The sequence below is a fragment of the Nitrosospira sp. Nsp13 genome (genome assembly GCF_900101945.1).
GTDB lineage: Bacteria > Pseudomonadota > Gammaproteobacteria > Burkholderiales > Nitrosomonadaceae > Nitrosospira > Nitrosospira multiformis_D.
The window spans coordinates 393,283-410,365 of sequence record NZ_FMVD01000001.1; the positions used below are offsets into that span (position 1 = coordinate 393,283).

At 54.3% G+C, this 17,083-nt stretch carries 13 protein-coding genes; 4 read left to right on the forward strand and 9 right to left on the reverse strand.

From position 1 onward, the window contains the following. Positions 1-144: 144 nt before the first annotated feature. On the reverse strand, positions 145-873 hold the full coding sequence (locus BLO43_RS01780) for a hypothetical protein (protein ID WP_090905448.1): 729 nt from the start codon (positions 871-873) through the stop codon (positions 145-147). A gap of 288 nt (positions 874-1,161) precedes the next feature. On the opposite strand from BLO43_RS01780, the gene BLO43_RS01785 reads away from it, so the two are divergent. Next, a complete protein-coding gene (locus BLO43_RS01785; RefSeq protein ID WP_090905452.1) occupies positions 1,162-4,215 on the forward strand; it encodes a galactose oxidase-like domain-containing protein in 3,054 nt (1,017 codons plus the stop codon). A 29-nt stretch (positions 4,216-4,244) separates the two neighbouring features. On the opposite strand, the gene BLO43_RS01790 is transcribed toward BLO43_RS01785, so the two are convergent. The 7 genes from BLO43_RS01790 to BLO43_RS01820 form a co-directional block, all read right to left on the reverse strand. Continuing rightward, a complete protein-coding gene (locus BLO43_RS01790; RefSeq protein ID WP_090905454.1) occupies positions 4,245-5,030 on the reverse strand; it encodes a GAF domain-containing protein in 786 nt (261 codons plus the stop codon). A gap of 220 nt (positions 5,031-5,250) precedes the next feature. Then, a complete protein-coding gene (locus BLO43_RS01795; RefSeq protein WP_090905456.1) occupies positions 5,251-6,360 on the reverse strand; it encodes an ABC transporter permease in 1,110 nt (369 codons plus the stop codon). Positions 6,361-6,364: 4 nt separating this feature from the next. After that, positions 6,365-7,501, reverse strand: a complete 1,137-nt coding sequence (locus tag BLO43_RS01800) for an ABC transporter permease (protein WP_217628007.1) — start codon at positions 7,499-7,501, stop codon at positions 6,365-6,367. A 36-nt stretch (positions 7,502-7,537) separates the two neighbouring features. Continuing rightward, the gene (locus BLO43_RS01805; RefSeq protein WP_090905458.1) at positions 7,538-9,358 is read right to left on the reverse strand and encodes an ATP-binding cassette domain-containing protein; all 1,821 of its coding nucleotides are present in this window, start codon (positions 9,356-9,358) and stop codon (positions 7,538-7,540) included. Continuing rightward, positions 9,355-10,377 carry an HlyD family secretion protein gene (locus BLO43_RS01810; protein WP_090905460.1) on the reverse strand — a complete coding sequence of 341 codons (1,023 nt, stop codon included), beginning with the start codon at positions 10,375-10,377 and terminating at the stop codon, positions 9,355-9,357. The genes BLO43_RS01805 and BLO43_RS01810 overlap by 4 nt, the downstream gene beginning before the upstream one ends. A 117-nt stretch (positions 10,378-10,494) precedes the next feature. Continuing rightward, the gene (locus tag BLO43_RS01815; RefSeq protein WP_090905462.1) at positions 10,495-10,914 is read right to left on the reverse strand and encodes a hypothetical protein; all 420 of its coding nucleotides are present in this window, start codon (positions 10,912-10,914) and stop codon (positions 10,495-10,497) included. 15 nt (positions 10,915-10,929) lie between these two features. Further along, positions 10,930-11,808: a hypothetical protein gene (locus tag BLO43_RS01820; RefSeq protein WP_139149212.1), complete on the reverse strand. Its 879-nt coding sequence runs from the start codon at positions 11,806-11,808 to the stop codon at positions 10,930-10,932. A gap of 298 nt (positions 11,809-12,106) precedes the next feature. Here BLO43_RS01820 and BLO43_RS01825 point away from each other — a divergent pair, with 298 nt between their 5' ends. After that, complete coding sequence (locus tag BLO43_RS01825) at positions 12,107-13,390, forward strand: esterase-like activity of phytase family protein (protein ID WP_254773277.1); 1,284 nt, start codon at positions 12,107-12,109, stop codon at positions 13,388-13,390. A gap of 174 nt (positions 13,391-13,564) precedes the next feature. Here the strand turns inward: BLO43_RS01825 and BLO43_RS01830 are convergent, their stop codons facing one another. Next, positions 13,565-14,500: a universal stress protein gene (locus tag BLO43_RS01830; protein ID WP_090905466.1), complete on the reverse strand. Its 936-nt coding sequence runs from the start codon at positions 14,498-14,500 to the stop codon at positions 13,565-13,567. Between the two features lie 466 nt (positions 14,501-14,966). On the opposite strand from BLO43_RS01830, the gene BLO43_RS01835 reads away from it, so the two are divergent. After that, a complete protein-coding gene (locus BLO43_RS01835; RefSeq protein ID WP_090905468.1) occupies positions 14,967-15,617 on the forward strand; it encodes a potassium channel family protein in 651 nt (216 codons plus the stop codon). Then, entirely contained in the window at positions 15,617-16,975 is a 1,359-nt protein-coding gene (locus tag BLO43_RS01840; RefSeq protein ID WP_090905470.1) for a TrkH family potassium uptake protein, read from the forward strand. The genes BLO43_RS01835 and BLO43_RS01840 overlap by 1 nt, the downstream gene beginning before the upstream one ends. The last annotated feature ends 108 nt before the right edge of the window (positions 16,976-17,083 follow it).

Here is a 17,083-nt window from a genome sequence, read left to right on the forward strand (position 1 = left end):
AAATTCAGTATTCCGAATCCCGCAGCAACATTCTGTACGATAGCCAACATAATGATGACTCGCCTTCCTATATGTCGCCAAATTGTAGCTTCGCTCCCAATGGGCCTATTATGCTGCGCTAATCGACCTACTTCTTTAATGGGTTCAAAGTATGGGGATATCCTCGGCAATGCCACTTAATTTTATGACTTCATAGGTCAGTTCCGCACCTGCCGGTCTTATTACGCGTCCCCGGCTGTGGATCTTGATACCCATGGTTTCGAACTCCTGCCGTCCATGGCCTCCCAGTTGAACTGGCGGCAGAATCAGGGCGAAATCCAGGCCACCCGCATCGGCATTAGGTTGAAGCGTTACTGAGATTAGTAATCCCAGAATGGTTTGCTCCTGGCTGATGTCGTCCCCCCGGAATACAAATTGACCCTCCGAACCATTGTATTCGAGCTGAGCATCCGACTTTGATTCGCTTATTCCCAGGGGACCCAGTGCTCTGGGGAAAAAGATAACGCGTTTGACGCCCTCACAGTCGCTGAAGGTATAGCGGTTGGGTTGCTGGTCGCGATCGTCGAGCCATGCTGTGATTGAATTTTGTGCGGCGTTTACCCGCACTCCCTTGACATCCGCCGGAAAGCTGTCCCATACATAAACCGCCTGGATGGAAGAAATGACTTGCGTTGCGGGGCCTTCCGGAGGATCAGCGACGAAATCAAAATCATAAATCCCATCCGGCGGCGCCTGAATATTGACGACGGGGTTTAGCTGAGGGTTGGACCAGCCCCCGGTTGGCACATTGCCCGTGGCGGTAATTCGCAGCTTGGGGGGAAAGCTTTCCAGAACCGCAAGCCTGACTTCCGTTACTTCACGAATTGTTTTCATGGCAAATCCTCCAGAATTTACGATGACTATTTTCCCTCTCCCCTGATTTATAGTTCAGCGGTCAGAAAAGACAAGAAATCATTTGGGATATTCCCGCTAGTCGCTTGTTTTTCAGTTTAATGATCTGATACAAAAAGGATTTTTATACCACTAGATCTTCAGCCATTTGGTGGATTTGGTACAGGCCAGCCTTCCGCGAAATGTCTGGATTGATGTTTTTTTTCTTGTATTTATCCCAATCTTTACTACTTTTAATCTTGATGCTTACGATAAATAGGAGGGGGGATTATGCAAGTCAGACATATCTACCTGAAAATCGAAGGGATACCGAATTACAGCCCAGTCGCACCGGATGATGCCGAGCATCATAAACACCGGCTTGACTGCATGAGAAACATGGAACATGCGGACGCGACCATTCCGCAATCGGAAGTTGACCGGCGCTCGCTGAACGCCCTGGTCTACCGCGAGTATCTCGATGCCGCCTACACTGTAATGAAAAACACGCCTCTCATTGCCGCGGATATCAACGAGCCGCGCGTCGAGCGGCGTATTCCGGGTACGGTTATTTATACGCAGCCGGATGAACGGCTTTATGTCCATGTACTGAACGGCGATACCGAGTCTCATAGCTTTCATGTGCATGGGCTGCACTATGGCATCGATTCGGATGGTTCATGGCCGTTTGGCGTGCAGGAATACGATGGGCCGAATCGCAGCGATGCAATTTGTCCAGGAGAGCAATGGTGTTACGTCTTCGATGTCAAGGAGGACACCATCGGTGCATGGCCTTTCCACGACCATCACATGCATATCGAGGAAGTCGTGAAACGCGGGCTCTTTGGCGGCATTGTGGTTCGCGACCCCCACTGCGATAAAACGGACCTTGAAGTGCCTATCTTTTTTCATCGCCTGACGGCGAATGTCGGCGCGGCGCTGTTCGACAGCGATTCGCTCAATGCGGGCGACCAATTTGACTTTACCTTCAATGAGGAAGGCACTTTCGAATACTACTGCCGTTTTCATCCGATGCAGGGGCGTGTGCGCGTCACGATGGCGGGTCCCCTCACTGCAACCATCAATATCCTGGATACGCCGGCACGCTTCGAACTCGACGATATCACGGTGGGAGTGGGTGCGACCGTCACATGGAACCATGCCGGGAATCAACCCCATACCGTAACCGAGCGTAGCGGCGCCGGTCTGGAGTCGTTCGCCATCAACGGGCGCACTTTCGTGGGGAATACGCCGACTATCGTGGCGGAATATGGCACCCGCGTGCGCTGGTATGTCTTCAACCTGGATTTGAGCATGGTATGGCACAATTTCCACCTGCACGGGCAGCGCTGGCGGTGGGGCAATGAATGGGTCGATACGCGCTCCCTCGGGCCCGCCGAATCGTTTGTCGCCGATACCGTGGTGCCGCCGGTTATTCTTCTCCCGTTGCCGCTTGAGTGTGAATGCAAGCCTCACGAGGGGCATGAGGGGCACGAGGGTCCTCATCCCACCCTGCCTGAGGATGAAGGCGGGCATGATGCACCTCACCATGGACGCGAGGTACGCCGTCCCTCCCGGCCGGAAGCCGGGCCTGACCACGAACATGAGCACGAGCATGGACACGGACATGCCCATGAACACTCCCTCCACTCTTCCTCCTCAACATCTGCGGGTGAGCAGGAACACCCATCGAAAGATGCCTATCCGGATCAATGCGGGGAAAAGCGCAAGAAATACCGCTTGCAGGGCGATTTCCTGATCCACTGTCATGTGGAAATGCACATGATGGAAGGTATGGCCGCGGTGCTTCGCGCTACGCAGGAAGTCGAGCTGAGCGATAAAGAGCTCGACAGGATTTGTTACCAACTGCCAACCGTGCGCGTGCATGAATGCCCCGAGGTAGAGCACCATCCTTGCGGCGGGGACGGCGAAGACAGTTGGGAATTGCTGGAACCGTCACCGATTTTTGTGGTGCATGGAGCGCTGTTGAATACGGGGCATGTCTTGCTATTTTCCGGCGCAGCGGAAAGGAATTATCCGCTCGAGGCCCGTATCTGGGACCCCGCAACCAAACAGGTCATGCCCGGCGTCATTACGTTGCCGGAGGATTTTTTCTGCTGTGGACATACCTTCCTGCCTGACGGCCGCTTGCTTGTCATCGGCGGCGACACAAATGGGGCGGGGCACACCAATAATCGCTGCTTCATTTTTACCCCTGATGCGGTAACCCCTGACAATGGCACGTTTGGCCCAACCGTCAGCATGGCGCACGCGCGTTGGTATCCGACAGCACTGAGTTTGAGCGATGGACGCGTACTCGCGTTTTCCGGGGGGCACCCCATCGCGGCGGAAGTCGAAGTGTTCGACGGGGGGGCGTGGACGCCGGTGGCCGGAGCAAACCGTTCATTCGATGAACTGTATCCCGGCATGCATCTCCTCCCCTCGGGGGAAATTTTCTATACCCGTGCCGGGTGGGCAGGTGCAACGGGGACCCAGACTGCTTATCTGACCATGACGGGGCCGAATAATGGCAATTGGATCGACTATGGGCAGCAGCAGTTTTATGACCGTCAGGAAGGCATGAGCCTCCTCATGATTGATACGACCGTGAACCCGGAACACACGAGCCTGTATGTCTTTGGCGGCGGTGTATCCGGCCCCGCCACGGCGCGTAATAACGCTACCGCCGAGGTAATCGAATTCAGCGGCGGTATCGCAGGCTCGGCATGGGCGCGTATCGCCGATATGAATTTCGGCCGAACAAACGTCAATGCGGTGGTGTTGCCCACCGGCAGGATACTCATCATAGGCGGTCACAGCAATGGCCAGAAATGGTCACCTACCCCCGTGCTGGAAACGGAAACCTACGATCCGGCTACGAATACATGGACATTGGGCGCTCCGTTAAACTTTCCGCGCCAGTATCACTCGGTATGCATTCTGTTGGCGGATGGAAGGGTCGTGACAGCGGGCGGCGTTGCGCCAGGCACGGCGGATCCCGACCAGCATTCGGTGGAGCTATACTCGCCCGGCTATCTTAGCCTGGGTGCACGCCCGGTGATATCGAATGCACCGCCCGCTGTCACCTATGCGAGCGCTTTTGTGATTGAAACGCCACAAGCCGCGAATATCAATGCAGTGGTGTTGATCGCGCCGATTTCGGTGACGCACCACACCGATGCCGGACAGCGATATATCAAGCTGCCGATTGGCTCCCGTACCGTCAGCACCCTGGAAACCCAGGCGCCAGCTCATGGCAATATCGCGCCACCGGGGTCCTATATGCTGTTCGTGGTCGATAATCAGGGCGTGCCGTCAGAGGCGCGGTTTGTGGCGATTTCCTAGGAATCTCTAAACAGGGATTCCTGAAATTATTATAGGGTTTCATCGGGGGGCTCTTTTTGTCCCCGCTTCATGCGTTTGCTGTGCCGCTGCAAATTGGTGTTCAACTGAGCAATGATATCCGACGCAACATTGATGACCTGGCCCGAGCCGAAACCCAGGCGGATCATTTCCTTATAGAAGGACTTTGCCATGATTTTTGCAATCTGATCCGGATTATGCAAAGCACTTCCCAGTGAATTGCTCATGTTTTTTTGGGTTTCCTGTATCAGTGCCAACTGGGCGAAACGTGAATTCAGTATGCTCTGAAGTTGTATCGTCTGAATCGACTTGCCGATGAACAGGGCAATGACATCAAGCAGATTCAGGTCACCCGGTTTGAAGGATGCTTCGTTATCGCAACCCGTGACATTGACCACGCCTGCTATGGAAGTGTTGATTCGTATTGGCGAGCAAAGCAGACTTTTATGGGGATCATTGGTGCGCCGCGCCCGATTGGCAAACTCCGATTTATTGATATCCTCGATAAATAACGATTTTCCGGTGGCGACAACATGTCCCGCAATGCCCTCCCCCTTGCGTACGGATTCCTTATACGCAGCTGCCGGTAGCGGACCATAGCCGGCGCAAACTCTCATGCGCGGATTCTGGGATTCGCCATCATTTAAAAGCATGATGGAACAATTGCTGGCACCAAGGATTTTAGCGGTCTTCTCCGCGAGCTGTAAAAGATTGTCGTCGAAATTCCCTTCTTCCAGAAAGCAGGATATGTCCTGGAGTTTGATCAGCTGATTTTCAATATTTCCAATGATGTCCATTCACACTCCATCACTATGACTATAGCCTCTTTATAGCAGTGGGCCGGCAATATGGCAAAATTGAGAATTTTCGGGCATGTTGCGTACCGGCATCGCCAGCCCTCGATGACCCCCTCGATTAAGCTGTGGGGGGGCCGGTCGTGCTGGAATTGCGCGCATGCCCCGGGGCCCCATCATGATTGAGGAACATGACATGATTACGAGAATGCCCATTCACTATTCACAAAAGACGATTGCGAAACAGCCAGGCGGCCAGGGGTAGCGTAATAGCCGAAATGATTAGAAGGGGAATCAGGTCATGGATAACGGTGAGCAGGCCGACTCCTTCCAGATAAATGCGTTGCACCAGATCGATAGCAAAGCGCAGCGGATTGGCGAGGGTGGCGATCTGGAGGATTTCAGGCATATTGCGCACCGGCGTAGCCAGCCCGGAGAGCAAAATCAGCGGCATGACCAGTACGAATGTATAGAGCATGGCCTGCTGCATGTTTGCCGAAACCGCCGAGATCGCCAGCCCGATACCGACGCTCGCAATGGCGAACAGCCCCAGCCCGGTATAGAGTGCCAGTAGCGAACCGGCCATCGGTATTTTGAACCAGAACAGCGACACCGACAGCACGATGGTGGATTGCACCATGCCGATCATGATGGTCGGGATAGCCTTGCCGATCATGATCTCGATGGGCGAGTACGGTGTCACCAGCAACTGGTCAAACGTGCCGTTTTCACGTTCGCGGGCGACCGACAATGCGGACAGCATCATCATCTGGATCATGCTGAGAGACGCGATCAAGCCTGGCAACAGGTTCCACCGTGTCTCCAGATTGGGGTTGTACCAGGCCCGCGACTCGACGGTGAGCGGCGGCCCGGCACCGCTGCGCAATGTAGTGTTGTATGACTCAATGATCAATCCGAGGTAGGCGGCAGCGGAACCTGCCGTGTTGGAGTTGCGCGCATCGAGTATCAGTTGTATCGGCGCGGATTCACCCGCATTGAGCTGCTGCTCAAACCGCGGTCCGATCTGGATCACGATCAACGCTTGCTGCGAGTCGATTACTCGGGCGATATCAGCCGGCGTTTGCAGATTCGCGACGCGGTGAAATATACCCGTACCATCCAGGCGCGCAACCAGCTCGGCCGAGATGGCCCCGCGATCCTGGTCAAGCAGGGCGTAAGGCACGTCGACCAGGTCATAGGTTGCGGCGTAACCAAATAGAAAACTCTCAATCAGCGATGGAACGACCAGGATGACCCGATTGGCGGGATCCTTGAAAATGGCAAGCAACTCCTTGCGGCACAGGCTGGCGATGCGGTGCAGAAAATCGAACATGGCATCAGTCCAGCGTTTTCCGGGTAACAAACCGCGCTAACCCCAGCAGGAGAACGGCGTAACCAGAAAGAATCGCGCAGTTCTTGAAAATCAGAGGCCACACGTTGCCTGCCAGAAACAGCGTCCTGATCAGCTCCATGAAATAGGTGGCCGGCAATATCTGACTGACAAGCTGAATGAGCGGCGGCACGTTGCGCAAGTCGAACAGGAAACCCGAGAGCATCAGCGCCGGCATGAAACTTGCCAGCAGCGCGATCTGGCTTGCGAGGAACTGGTTTTTGGTCACCGAAGAAATTACCAGGCCGAGACCCAGCGCCACCAACAGGTAGAGCATTGAGCTGATCAGCAGCATCACCAGCGAGCCGTACATTGGCACCTCGAACAGAAAGTGCGCGGCGAGCAGACACAGCCCGAGGCCCACGAGGCCGACCAGGAAGTACGGTATGATTTTCGCCAGCAGGATCTCGCCGGGCCGCACCGGCGAAACGAACAGTGCTTCAAGGGTACCGCGCTCCCACTCCCGCGCCATGACCATCGCGGTGAGGAAGGCACCCACCAGGGTCATGATCAGCACGATCAATCCTGGCACGAGATACCAGGTACTGGTATTGGCGGCGTTGAACCACATGCGTTCAATCACCGTAACCGTACCTGGGCGGGAAGTGCCTGTCGCTGTTCCACGGTCTGCCTGACGCTGCATCCACTGACCCACGGCACCGATGATATAGCTGCGGATAATCAGGGCGCGGCTGGCCTCGGAGCCATGCACCAGGAGTTGTACCTGCGCATCGCCTGCTGTGAGGCGGCGGGAAAAATCATTGGGTATGCGCACGATGCCATCCACCTCGCGTGCCAGCATCAGGCGCTCGGCTTCGCGCATGGAGGTGACCGTTACAGGAGAGATATAGGCGGAAAGCTCGAGACCTGCGATCACATCGGCTGCCAAGGGCGAAGGATCTTCCAGCACAATCGCTATCGGCGCATTCTTGACATCGAGCGAGAGGCCGTAGCCGAAAATCAGTATCAATACCATCGGCAGACCAATACCAATGGCAAGATTGCTTCTGTCGCGCAGCAGTTGGCGGATTTCCTTGCGAGTCAATGAGATCAGGCGCAGCCAGAAACCCTTATCCATCATCATCTTTCTTTTTCGGCTGGTTTGTCCCTGCCCTTGCGTTCATGGCACGATTTCCCTCGCAGCCGTTTCGCTGTCTCTCCGCCGGCCTTGCTCGACGATGCTGATAAACGCTTCCTCCATATTCAACCGGCTGTCTTTTCCACCGGCTTGCGTCCGTACTTCACGCGGCGTTCCGAGCGCCAGCAGCTTCCCGGCATCCTGTATAACGATACGGTCGCAATACTCGGCTTCTTCCATGAAATGGGTCGTAATGACAATCGTTGTGCCTACTTCCGATAGCGCGGCGATACGTCGCCAGAATTCGCGGCGCCTCTGCGGATCGGTTCCACTGGTAGGTTCGTCAAGAAACAGGATGTCGGGTTCGTGCAGCAGCCCTACCGCCATCGCGAGGCGCTGCTTGTAGCCGCCGGGCAATTGCTTGCTCGGTGACTTCTCTTTATCCTTCAGGCCGAATTGCCGCGTGACAATACCGATGCGCTCGCGCAAGCGCTCACCGTTCAAGCCATAGGCACTGCCGAAGAACTCCAGGTTTTCCATCACGGTGAGATCGCCATAGAGAGCAAATTTCTGCGATACGTAGCCAATCTTGCGGCGTGCGATTGCACGCGCATGGTGCAGATTAACACCAGCCACCTGAAGGAAACCGCCACTGGCCGGCAAGAGACCGCAAAGCATGCGAAAAGTCGTCGTCTTGCCCGCACCATTTGGTCCCAGCAGGCCGAAGATTTCTCCGCGCCGGACCGAAAACGAGATATGGTCCACCGCGGTAAAATCACCAAACTTGCGCACCAGATCGCGCACCTCGATAATCACGTCACCGGCATAATCTTCACCTTTCCCCCGCCTTTCACCTTCAACTATTTTCGGATGCACGACGGTTTCCCGCGTAGTGGCATCCAGTGGATCAGCAACGTATTGTTTGCTTAGCAGCGTCATAAACCCGTCTTCCAGGCGTTCTTCTACCGCCGTAACCGGAGCTCCGTCAAGCATGGCATCAAGATGCCGCTGATCGCTTCCCGGGCGGCGAATGAAACGTACGGCCCCCCCCTGCGGAACCGCGTCGATGACGTTCTCGGTATTGTCCAGCAGGCGCGTCTGCAGGAAACGCGGCGGCTGGTCTTGTGGCGGCGTGGCGACAAAACACAGATTGCTGGCATGATGGCGGATTTCAGCCGGAGTTCCCTGGGCCACGAGTTTGCCTTCATGCAGCACGAATACCTTGGCGCAGCGCTCGGCTTCATCGAGGTAGGCGGTACTGACCAGGACGGTTAATTGTTCATCATCTATCATTTGCTGAACGATTTCCCACAACTCCCGACGCGATAGCGGATCAACACCCACCGTCGGCTCATCCAGCAGCAGTAATTCCGGCAAACGCACTAATGTGCAGGCCAGACCCAGTTTCTGCTTCATCCCCCCGGAGAGCTTGCCCGCAAGGCGTGCGGTAAAGCGCGTCAGATTGGTCATTTCCAGAAGCCGTGCGTAGCGTTTCAGGCGCATTGCTTGCGGCACGCCATGCAGATCGGCGTAGAGATCGAGATTTTCCTGCACGCTGAGATCTTCATACAGACCAAAGCGCTGCGGCATATAACTGATGCGATCCTGAACCACCTGCGGGTCGGCCGCGACATCGATACCCAATACATGAAGCTGCCCTTCATCGGCTTTCATCAATCCAGCCATCATTCGCAGCAAGGTGGTTTTACCCGCGCCATCGGGACCCACCAGCGCCGTAAGCGAGCCCGCCTGTACGTCCAGCGAGACGTCGGTGACAGCGTGAACCGTCTGGTCGGATTCCTTGATCAGAAAACGCTTGTGGAGTCCGCACGCGGTTACCGCCGTCGTGTATGGGCGCGTCACTGTGCTGCTCCGGCCACATCACGATGATTTTCCAGGAATATATGAACGGTGGCGGGCATACCCAGGCGCAAGCGGTCTTCCGCATCTTCAACAAAGACACGAACTTCATACACCAGGCTGGTACGCAGCTCTTCAGTCTGCACCATTTTTGGAGTGAATTCGGCTACCGAAGAAATGTAGCCTACGTGACCCCGAATCGACTGATCCGGATGGCTGTCAGTAGTCACGCGCGCGCTCATACCTGGTTTGATCCGCCCCAGATCCACTTCCGTGACATACGCGCGCACCCATTTCGGGTCGGTGATCGCGAGCGCATAGACCGGCCGTTGCGGTGAGGCCATATCGCCAGGCTCCAGCAGGCGTGAGCGTACAATGGCATTGATGGGCGCCTTAAGCTCGGCGAGGCTGAGCTGATGTTTGAGTAAAGCCAGCTCAGCTTTGGAAACATTCAGTTGTGCCTCAGCCTGGGCGATGTCTTCCTTGCGTGGACCGATCACCGCCAGCTTCAGTGCCTTTTTGCGATTTTTCAGCAGTGCCTTGAAAACTTGGCGGCGCGAACGCGCATGGTCCAGATCCTGCTGGCTGATCGCCTCACCAGCCGTTTTTTCCACATTCTGCAGCCGTTTGAGCTGTTGCCCGGCAAGATCCGCCTCGGCCTGGGCGGAAGCAACGTCAGCTTTGGCCTGATCCACCTCTTCGGGGCGAGTACCATTCTTCAGCCGCAACAAGACCTGCTCCTGTACCTCGATCCCCGCTTGGGCCTGGGCGATCTGCAGCGCCAGGGTACGTGTATCGAGCGTAGCCAGCACTTGTCCTGCCTCGACCCGATCGCCTTCCTGCACGCGCATTTCAGCGACCCGTTCACTGCCATTGAAAGCCAGTGAAACCTGGCGGATGTCGACATTGCCGAACAGTTCCAGCGTATTCGTATCGCTCTCCTGGCGGAAGAAAGACCAACTCGCCAGCGTTACAACGGCGACGGCCAGCATGATGGCGACTACGATACGTCTCTTATTCATGAGTAGATGGGAAATTGTGGCATTGCGACACTGAAATCAATAATAAAGGTCTACCGGCGAACCAGCGAAAAACCGGAACGTCATTGCGAGAGTCATGAGTCTGCCAGTTTCAGATTGTCATGATTCCGAATCGGAGGATTCGACAATAGCCGCGGCGGCATCTTCCAGCGCGACGACTGCGGCGGGAATTCCCGCGACGTTGCCGGATGTCACCGCGCCGGCGAAGAGAATGAGTGCGGACGCGAGATCAAGCGCTTGTTTAAAGATTGCAATACGCCGCATCGCCGACTTTGCTTTTTTTACGCTGGACTGCAGGCGAGCAAGCGGTGTCCGGCTCTCGGCCAGTGCTAGCCCTATCGCGTTAGTATATATGCTGGACGCGGCGTTCAAAAGTGTGATTTCGCGGTCATCGAGCTCGGTCCATTGGCTTGGAGTCAGACTGGCCCGATTTTCGATGCGCCAGTTTCCGAGTGCAATTGCGGCATCGCGAAACAGGTTGCCCAGCTCAAAAGCATCATCCGGCGTAAGTTTTTCCATGCCCTGTCCTTCTTTTTATCGTGAAACGTCAAGCAAGTTCCGGTAGGCGATCCGAAGTTCGTCGATGGCTGGCTTGAACTGCCGGCCAAAATCATCCTGACCGATCCTGTTCCGGTGATCGTAAAGATATTGATGGCCTCCCGCGATTTTCTCCAGCACCGCATCGTAGCGCTGCGCACCCCGGATGCGATTGTCCACGCGGTCCAATGCTTCCACCCTAGCTTCTTTTGCGAGCGCCATTGCGACAGGCTCCACGGGATTATCCGGCGCCAGCATAAAGTTATCATAGTATCGCCCGGCCAACGCAGATTCCGTCTGTAAATCAGCCACGATGCCGCTCTTCACAATCTTGCGGGTAGCCGCTATCACGTCCTGAAGGGGTTGATTGCCATCATGGATAAGTCGTTTCATTTCATGCTGCCGGTATAGTGTCGTAACAGTACGTGCGAGCAGAGTCGAGAGTGCGCCGATAGCTTCTTTCTCGTTACGGTCCAACAATGTTGCCTCATTGAGGCTGGAGCTGAGATCGTCAAGCGATCTGTCGAAGGTTCTGATATCGCCTGCGGCAAGACTGCCTAGACCCTGCATATAGTCTGTCACGGTTTGCTGGAGTAAATCCAGGCTGGCGCGCTGTGCCTCCCGGTGAATCTTCATCGTCTCCAGATCGCCGTGGAATTTTTGCGGCTGATACTGCTTGCGTCTATCAAGCGCACCGATATAGTCTCTGGTGAGCGTCTCATAACCGGCGGCATTCGCGGAAAGTGAAGCAAACGTCCTGACTTCCTTGAAACTGGCGCATCCAGAGATGCCTGCCGTCAGTAGTACAGCGGCGACTGTGACTACGGTCAACCGGAAACCACCGCTTATCATTCGTATATGAGAGATGCTAATCATACGTCATTTTCTTGTAAGAATCATGCGAACGGCAGGCCGTGAAAGCTGATGGTTATCCGCTACGCCGCAATATAGCCGGAATTCCAATGTGGGTAAACCTGCTTATGATCCCCAGGAATCCATGCTTTTGCCAGCAGTGGCACGATGCCGCCTTGGAGGATGAGAAATCCCAAACTTGAGAGAGTGGGCGACTCGAAAGTAAGCACCGGAATAGGTAATAGTCATGTGCTCAGCGTATATTTCCCACGCTTAAGGAACTTCACGGTAGCGCCCGATGACTTCTGATAAAGTCCCGCTCATGAAAATAATCATCAATCCGTTTCGTGGCAGCAAAGGTCGAATGGCGCAAAAACTCCTTGTGGATCATCGTCTTAAACTAAAAAATAAGCACCTGGCCGCCGGATTCAGGATCGCTGTCGCTGCGGTTTTCGCCGCAAGCTGTACCGCTTGTATTCAGGGGACTGGCCATGCCGCTGATTTCAGTTTGAGCTATATAGGCCAGCAAATCGTACCCAACAAGACAAGTTTCCTCGATACCAGCGTCGGCGGTTTGTCGTCGCTGGATTATAACCCCTTCACCGATCGTTACCTGGCTATCAGCGATGACCGGAGCAGAACCCATCCCGCGCGTTTCTACGAGCTGTCTCTCGATCTTGCCCGGTTTCAGCGTTCCAACACGCCTGGCATGGCTGGCGTGATATTTCACGCCGTAACCACAATTCAGCGGCCCGGTGGTGGCGCGTTCGAACGCAGCTCGGTGGATCCGGAAGGCCTGCGTTTCGATATCGCGCGCAATAAGATTTATTGGAGCAATGAGGGGCACCGCGGCATTCTTGATTTTCAGAACCCTACGGTGCGTGAAATGAATCCAGATGGCAGCCACAGCCGCGATTTTGAAGTACCCGCTCGTTACTATCCGAGTGGTTCCAATATGGGATTATTTCCGGGCGACAAAGGCATTTACAACAATCTGGCATTCGAAAGCCTGGCGCTATCGGTTGATGGCGATACTTTATATACTGCCACCGAAAACGGCTTGATCCAGGATTCCCCGCCTTCCAATATTTTCACGGGTTCGCGTGCGCGCATTCTTGCATTCGACATCGCCAGCGGAAAGCCTGGTGCCGAATATATTTACGATGTCGGACCGGTTGTCTTCGCTCCCGCGTCTTTCATCGGCTTTGCCACCAACGGGCTGACCGACTTTATCGCCATTGGAGACCGCCAGTTCATTACTATCGAGCGTTCCTTCACGCGCGGTGCGGCCACGCCTGGCAATACGGCAACGGGCTACACCGTCCGGCTTTATTATGCCGACGCGCGCAACGCTACCAATATTACAGGGATGGAATCCATTGCGGGCAGAAGCATCCAATCTGTAAGAAAAACCCTGCTGCTGGATTTGTCGGATCTGAAAAACACGGATGGCTCGGCGCTGGCGGTCGGTAACATCGAAGGCATTACCCTGGGTCCGCGTTTCAATGGCAAACGTACCCTTGTGCTGGTAGCCGACAATAATTTCACCTGGAATCAGCTTACGCAGTTCATAGCGCTGGAAATCAATTACCTTCAAGGCGATTGATGGCCTTATCGAGCCGACCGTTCGACCATTGGTGAAACATAGCCGTTCTCCAAGAGTGGCTATTATTGCCCAATCCCTCGAAAAGGTTAAATTGGCTTTAATTTCTACTCCGGCTCGTCATCGCCCTCTTCCTGCATAGAGCGGCCAACTGTTGCCGGATTTAGGTTTAGTACTTTATGCTGATCGAGCGGTGACAACCAGGATATCGCAAGAAGTCTGATCAATCGCATGCCGCGTGACGCTGCCAAGCAAAAATTCCTCGAAACGCGATTGCCCATGTTTTCCCAGCACGATCAGATCCGGCTCCATCGTCCTGGCATAGTCACAGACAACATGCCCGGGATTACCGAAAATCACCGTGCGAGAGTGCGGACGGTTTTCGATCTGCAGATCGATTATGAATTGATTCAAATCCCATCGGGCATTTTCATGCGCCTCGATATCATATTGGTTGATCGTATCGGTGGGAACATTGATGTATCGCATTTGCTCTTCGACCACCACGTCAAATACATGCAAAAAAATTATATGAGCATCAGGCGCGATCTTCAGTGCCATCCACGCGGCGCGCCTCGAATTTTCCGAGAAGTCGACTGGAACCAATACCAGGCGATAGGCGCGCTTGGCCTGGTTTTTTACCACCAGCAAAGGAGTTTTAGTCATACGCGCCAATTTATCAGCAGTGTTGCCGATAAATAAATTAGTAAAAAAATTGCCTCCATGCATACCTATCACCGCTAAATCCGCAGGCAATTCATCTGCCCGGTCAATGATTTCTTCCTCGGGCTGCCCGAATTTGACGGTAGTAGTACAGGGAATTCCGTAATCGTCATGCAATTGGCCGGCGATAAGCCGCAACTCGCCCAGGGTACGCTCTACCAGCATGGACTCCGCTACTGCCGGTGTACTTTTTAGTACAAGCCCAAGCGCGTCGGGCAACCTGGCTTCCTTCACTGTCAATAGGTCGACTGTTTCGCACTTCAGTTCAGCACATAACATGGCGGCCCGTGTCGCGGCGCGGAAGGAATCACCGGAAAGATCGGTTGCGACAAGAATTTTTTTAATGTTAACCTCCGTCGTGCTTATGGGTTCAGCGTCGTAGTGATCCAAAATCGGGTAGTTGACTGCTTATTTATTGGATTAATAATATGATTAATAATAATATTCTTTACTATTTGCGCCCTCACCTTTTGGGTGAGCCTGCTATAGGGTGGATTGCACGGCTTTTAAGGCGCATGGAGGCGTTGCGTTTTGCCCTGCACTCTAAGCCGCATACTCCGCTCCGTCCAACTGCCGGATACAGGATAATCTGCGGTCAGCAGCCGGACGGCTGGAATAGAGCTGGAATAGGAGCGAGAATGCGCGCCCCGCCAAGTTGCATCCTGATCCGTATGCGTGCAAACTCTAGCAGAATTCTATATGGCATCATTGTACCCTGCCGGTTAGACGGAGCCCGGCTTGCATTCCGCCGAATCTGCCGAGCGGGACTTAAGATCGCATTATAAATATCAAAAGACATGCCGCGCGTACGTATTTCATTCTCTAATTCCCTTAATCATCCCCTGCAATTCTATTTATGAAGCATACCTATGCCGTTATTGGACTTGGTGTCTTTGGCTCAACGATAGCCCTCGAACTTTCACGCTTGGGCAATGAGGTTATCGGCATCGATCTCAATCCCGGTCTCGTCAGTGAAATCGCCGATAGAATCACCCAGGCCGTGATAGCTGACGCGCGCGATGAGAAGGTATTGCGTGACCTCGGCGTGCATGACTGCGATGGCGTCGTAATCGCCATCGGCGAAGACATTGAAGCCAATATTCTCGCCACCTTGATTGTAAAGGCCATGCCGAAACCCAAAGTGTGGGCAAAAGCACTTAATCCCAACCACCATCGAATCCTCGAGAAGCTGGGTACCGATCATATAGTGCACCCTGAGCATGAGATGGGCTTGCGGCTTGCCCGCGGCATGGTCTACCCTGAGGTCATGGACTACATCAGTCTCGGACACGACCAGTTTACTGTCGAGGTGCGCGCTTCGGAGCGGCTTGCGGGGCAGAACATGGATGCATTGCATTTGCCGGAGAATGATCTTCAGTGTTTGCTGGTCAAGCACCTGGATGAGGTAATGGTGCCGCCCCCACCTCGATATGAATTCAAGCTCAACGATAAAATCCTGTTACTCGGCACTCTCGGCAATCTGCGTAAAATCACCAAGTATCTGTAATGCGGCCATCGTCGCTTTCGCAATGGTTTCAGCTGGCAAAGAAGCGGTTCCTCAGCCTCACGCCACCGCAAGCCCTGATCTTATCCTATGCCGGGCTAGCCATTCTCGGTACCTTGCTGTTGAAACTGCCGGGTGCCAGCCATCAGCCGACATCATGGCTGCAGGCGCTATTCACGGCCGTGTCCGCTTCGACGGTTACTGGGCTTGCCGTGGTGGACATCGGCACGCACTTTACATTGTTCGGGCACTGGATATTGCTGTTTCTGATGCAATGCGGCGGCCTGGGGTTAATGACATTTGGCATTATCGTCATTCATCTGACACGAGGTCAACTGGGCGTGAAACAGCGTGCGGCTTTGCGCGAGACATTCAGTCACACCGGCCAAGGTGATGTATGGCGCGTATTGCTATGGGCGATCGGGTTTACTGCGATCATGGAACTGCTCGGGACACTTTTGCTGGCCTTGCAGTGGGTACCGGAAATGGGCTGGGGCAAGGGACTGTTTTACAGTTTCTTTCATACCCTCTCGGCATTTAACAGTGCCGGATTTGCGTTAGCGGCGGATAGTCTGACGACTTATGCAGGTAATCCGCTGGTGAATATTGTTATTTCTCTGCTGTTTATTTCCGGCGGCATTGGATTCGTTGTTATCGCTGATATCATAGAAAAAAGACGCTTCAGGCAATTTGCTTTGCATACCAAATTAATGCTGGTAGGCACGCTGATTATAAATGTGGTCGCCATGATTGTAATTCTGGCGCTTGAATACGGCAATCCCGCTACGCTAGCCGCGCTGCCCGACTGGAGCGCGAAACTCTGGGCCGCCTGGTTCCAGGCTGTTACTCCGCGTAGCGCCGGCTTTAATACGCTGGATACGGGAGCGCTATTCCCTTCCACCGCATTTTTCATCATGGGGCTGATGTTCATTGGCGGCGGCAGCGGCTCGACGGCTGGCGGGATAAAGCTCGGTACCTTCATTGTGGCGTTGCTGGCAACATGGGCGTTCTTGCGCCAGCAGGAACGCCCCACCATATTTGGCCGCAGCATTCAACTCGATACCATCCGTAAATCACTGGCAATCATCGTTATCTCCCTGCTTTGCGTCAATATTGGTATATTCTTGTTGACCATAACCGAAAACGGGAATTTTCTTGACTTGGCGTTTGAAGCGGTATCAGGCGCCGCCACGGTAGGATTATCGAGAGGAATAACCGCCGATTTATCCACCCCCGGACAATGCATTATCATCGTACTGATGTTGATTGGCCGGGCGGGGCCGCTGACTATCGCATTTACACTCTCTCATGCACGCGGAGAAAGTATTCAATACTCCGCTGGCCATGTGAATATCGGGTAATACAAAAGAACCGGCCGACCAATAACCTCACCCAGTCCCGGCTTACCTGTTCGGCGGCACATTTAATGAAACGGGTTAAAGCGGCCTGCCCATATTCCGGTTTCAAGG

Excerpts from the sequence above, each read along its gene's own strand:
- BLO43_RS01795 (WP_090905456.1), bottom strand. The coding sequence starts at position 6,360 with ATGTTCGATTTTCTGCACCGCATCGCCAGCCTGTGCCGCAAGGAGTTG.
- BLO43_RS01780 (WP_090905448.1), bottom strand. The coding sequence starts at position 873 with ATGAAAACAATTCGTGAAGTAACGGAAGTCAGGCTTGCGGTTCTGGAA.
- BLO43_RS01820 (WP_139149212.1), bottom strand. The coding sequence starts at position 11,808 with ATGATTAGCATCTCTCATATACGAATGATAAGCGGTGGTTTCCGGTTG.
- BLO43_RS01825 (WP_254773277.1), top strand. The coding sequence starts at position 12,107 with ATGAAAATAATCATCAATCCGTTTCGTGGCAGCAAAGGTCGAATGGCG.
- BLO43_RS01835 (WP_090905468.1), top strand. The coding sequence starts at position 14,967 with ATGAAGCATACCTATGCCGTTATTGGACTTGGTGTCTTTGGCTCAACG.
- BLO43_RS01790 (WP_090905454.1), bottom strand. The coding sequence starts at position 5,030 with ATGGACATCATTGGAAATATTGAAAATCAGCTGATCAAACTCCAGGAC.
- BLO43_RS01800 (WP_217628007.1), bottom strand. The coding sequence starts at position 7,501 with ATGATGATGGATAAGGGTTTCTGGCTGCGCCTGATCTCATTGACTCGC.
- BLO43_RS01785 (WP_090905452.1), top strand. The coding sequence starts at position 1,162 with ATGCAAGTCAGACATATCTACCTGAAAATCGAAGGGATACCGAATTAC.
- BLO43_RS01810 (WP_090905460.1), bottom strand. The coding sequence starts at position 10,377 with ATGAATAAGAGACGTATCGTAGTCGCCATCATGCTGGCCGTCGCCGTT.
- BLO43_RS01815 (WP_090905462.1), bottom strand. The coding sequence starts at position 10,914 with ATGGAAAAACTTACGCCGGATGATGCTTTTGAGCTGGGCAACCTGTTT.
- BLO43_RS01840 (WP_090905470.1), top strand. The coding sequence starts at position 15,617 with ATGCGGCCATCGTCGCTTTCGCAATGGTTTCAGCTGGCAAAGAAGCGG.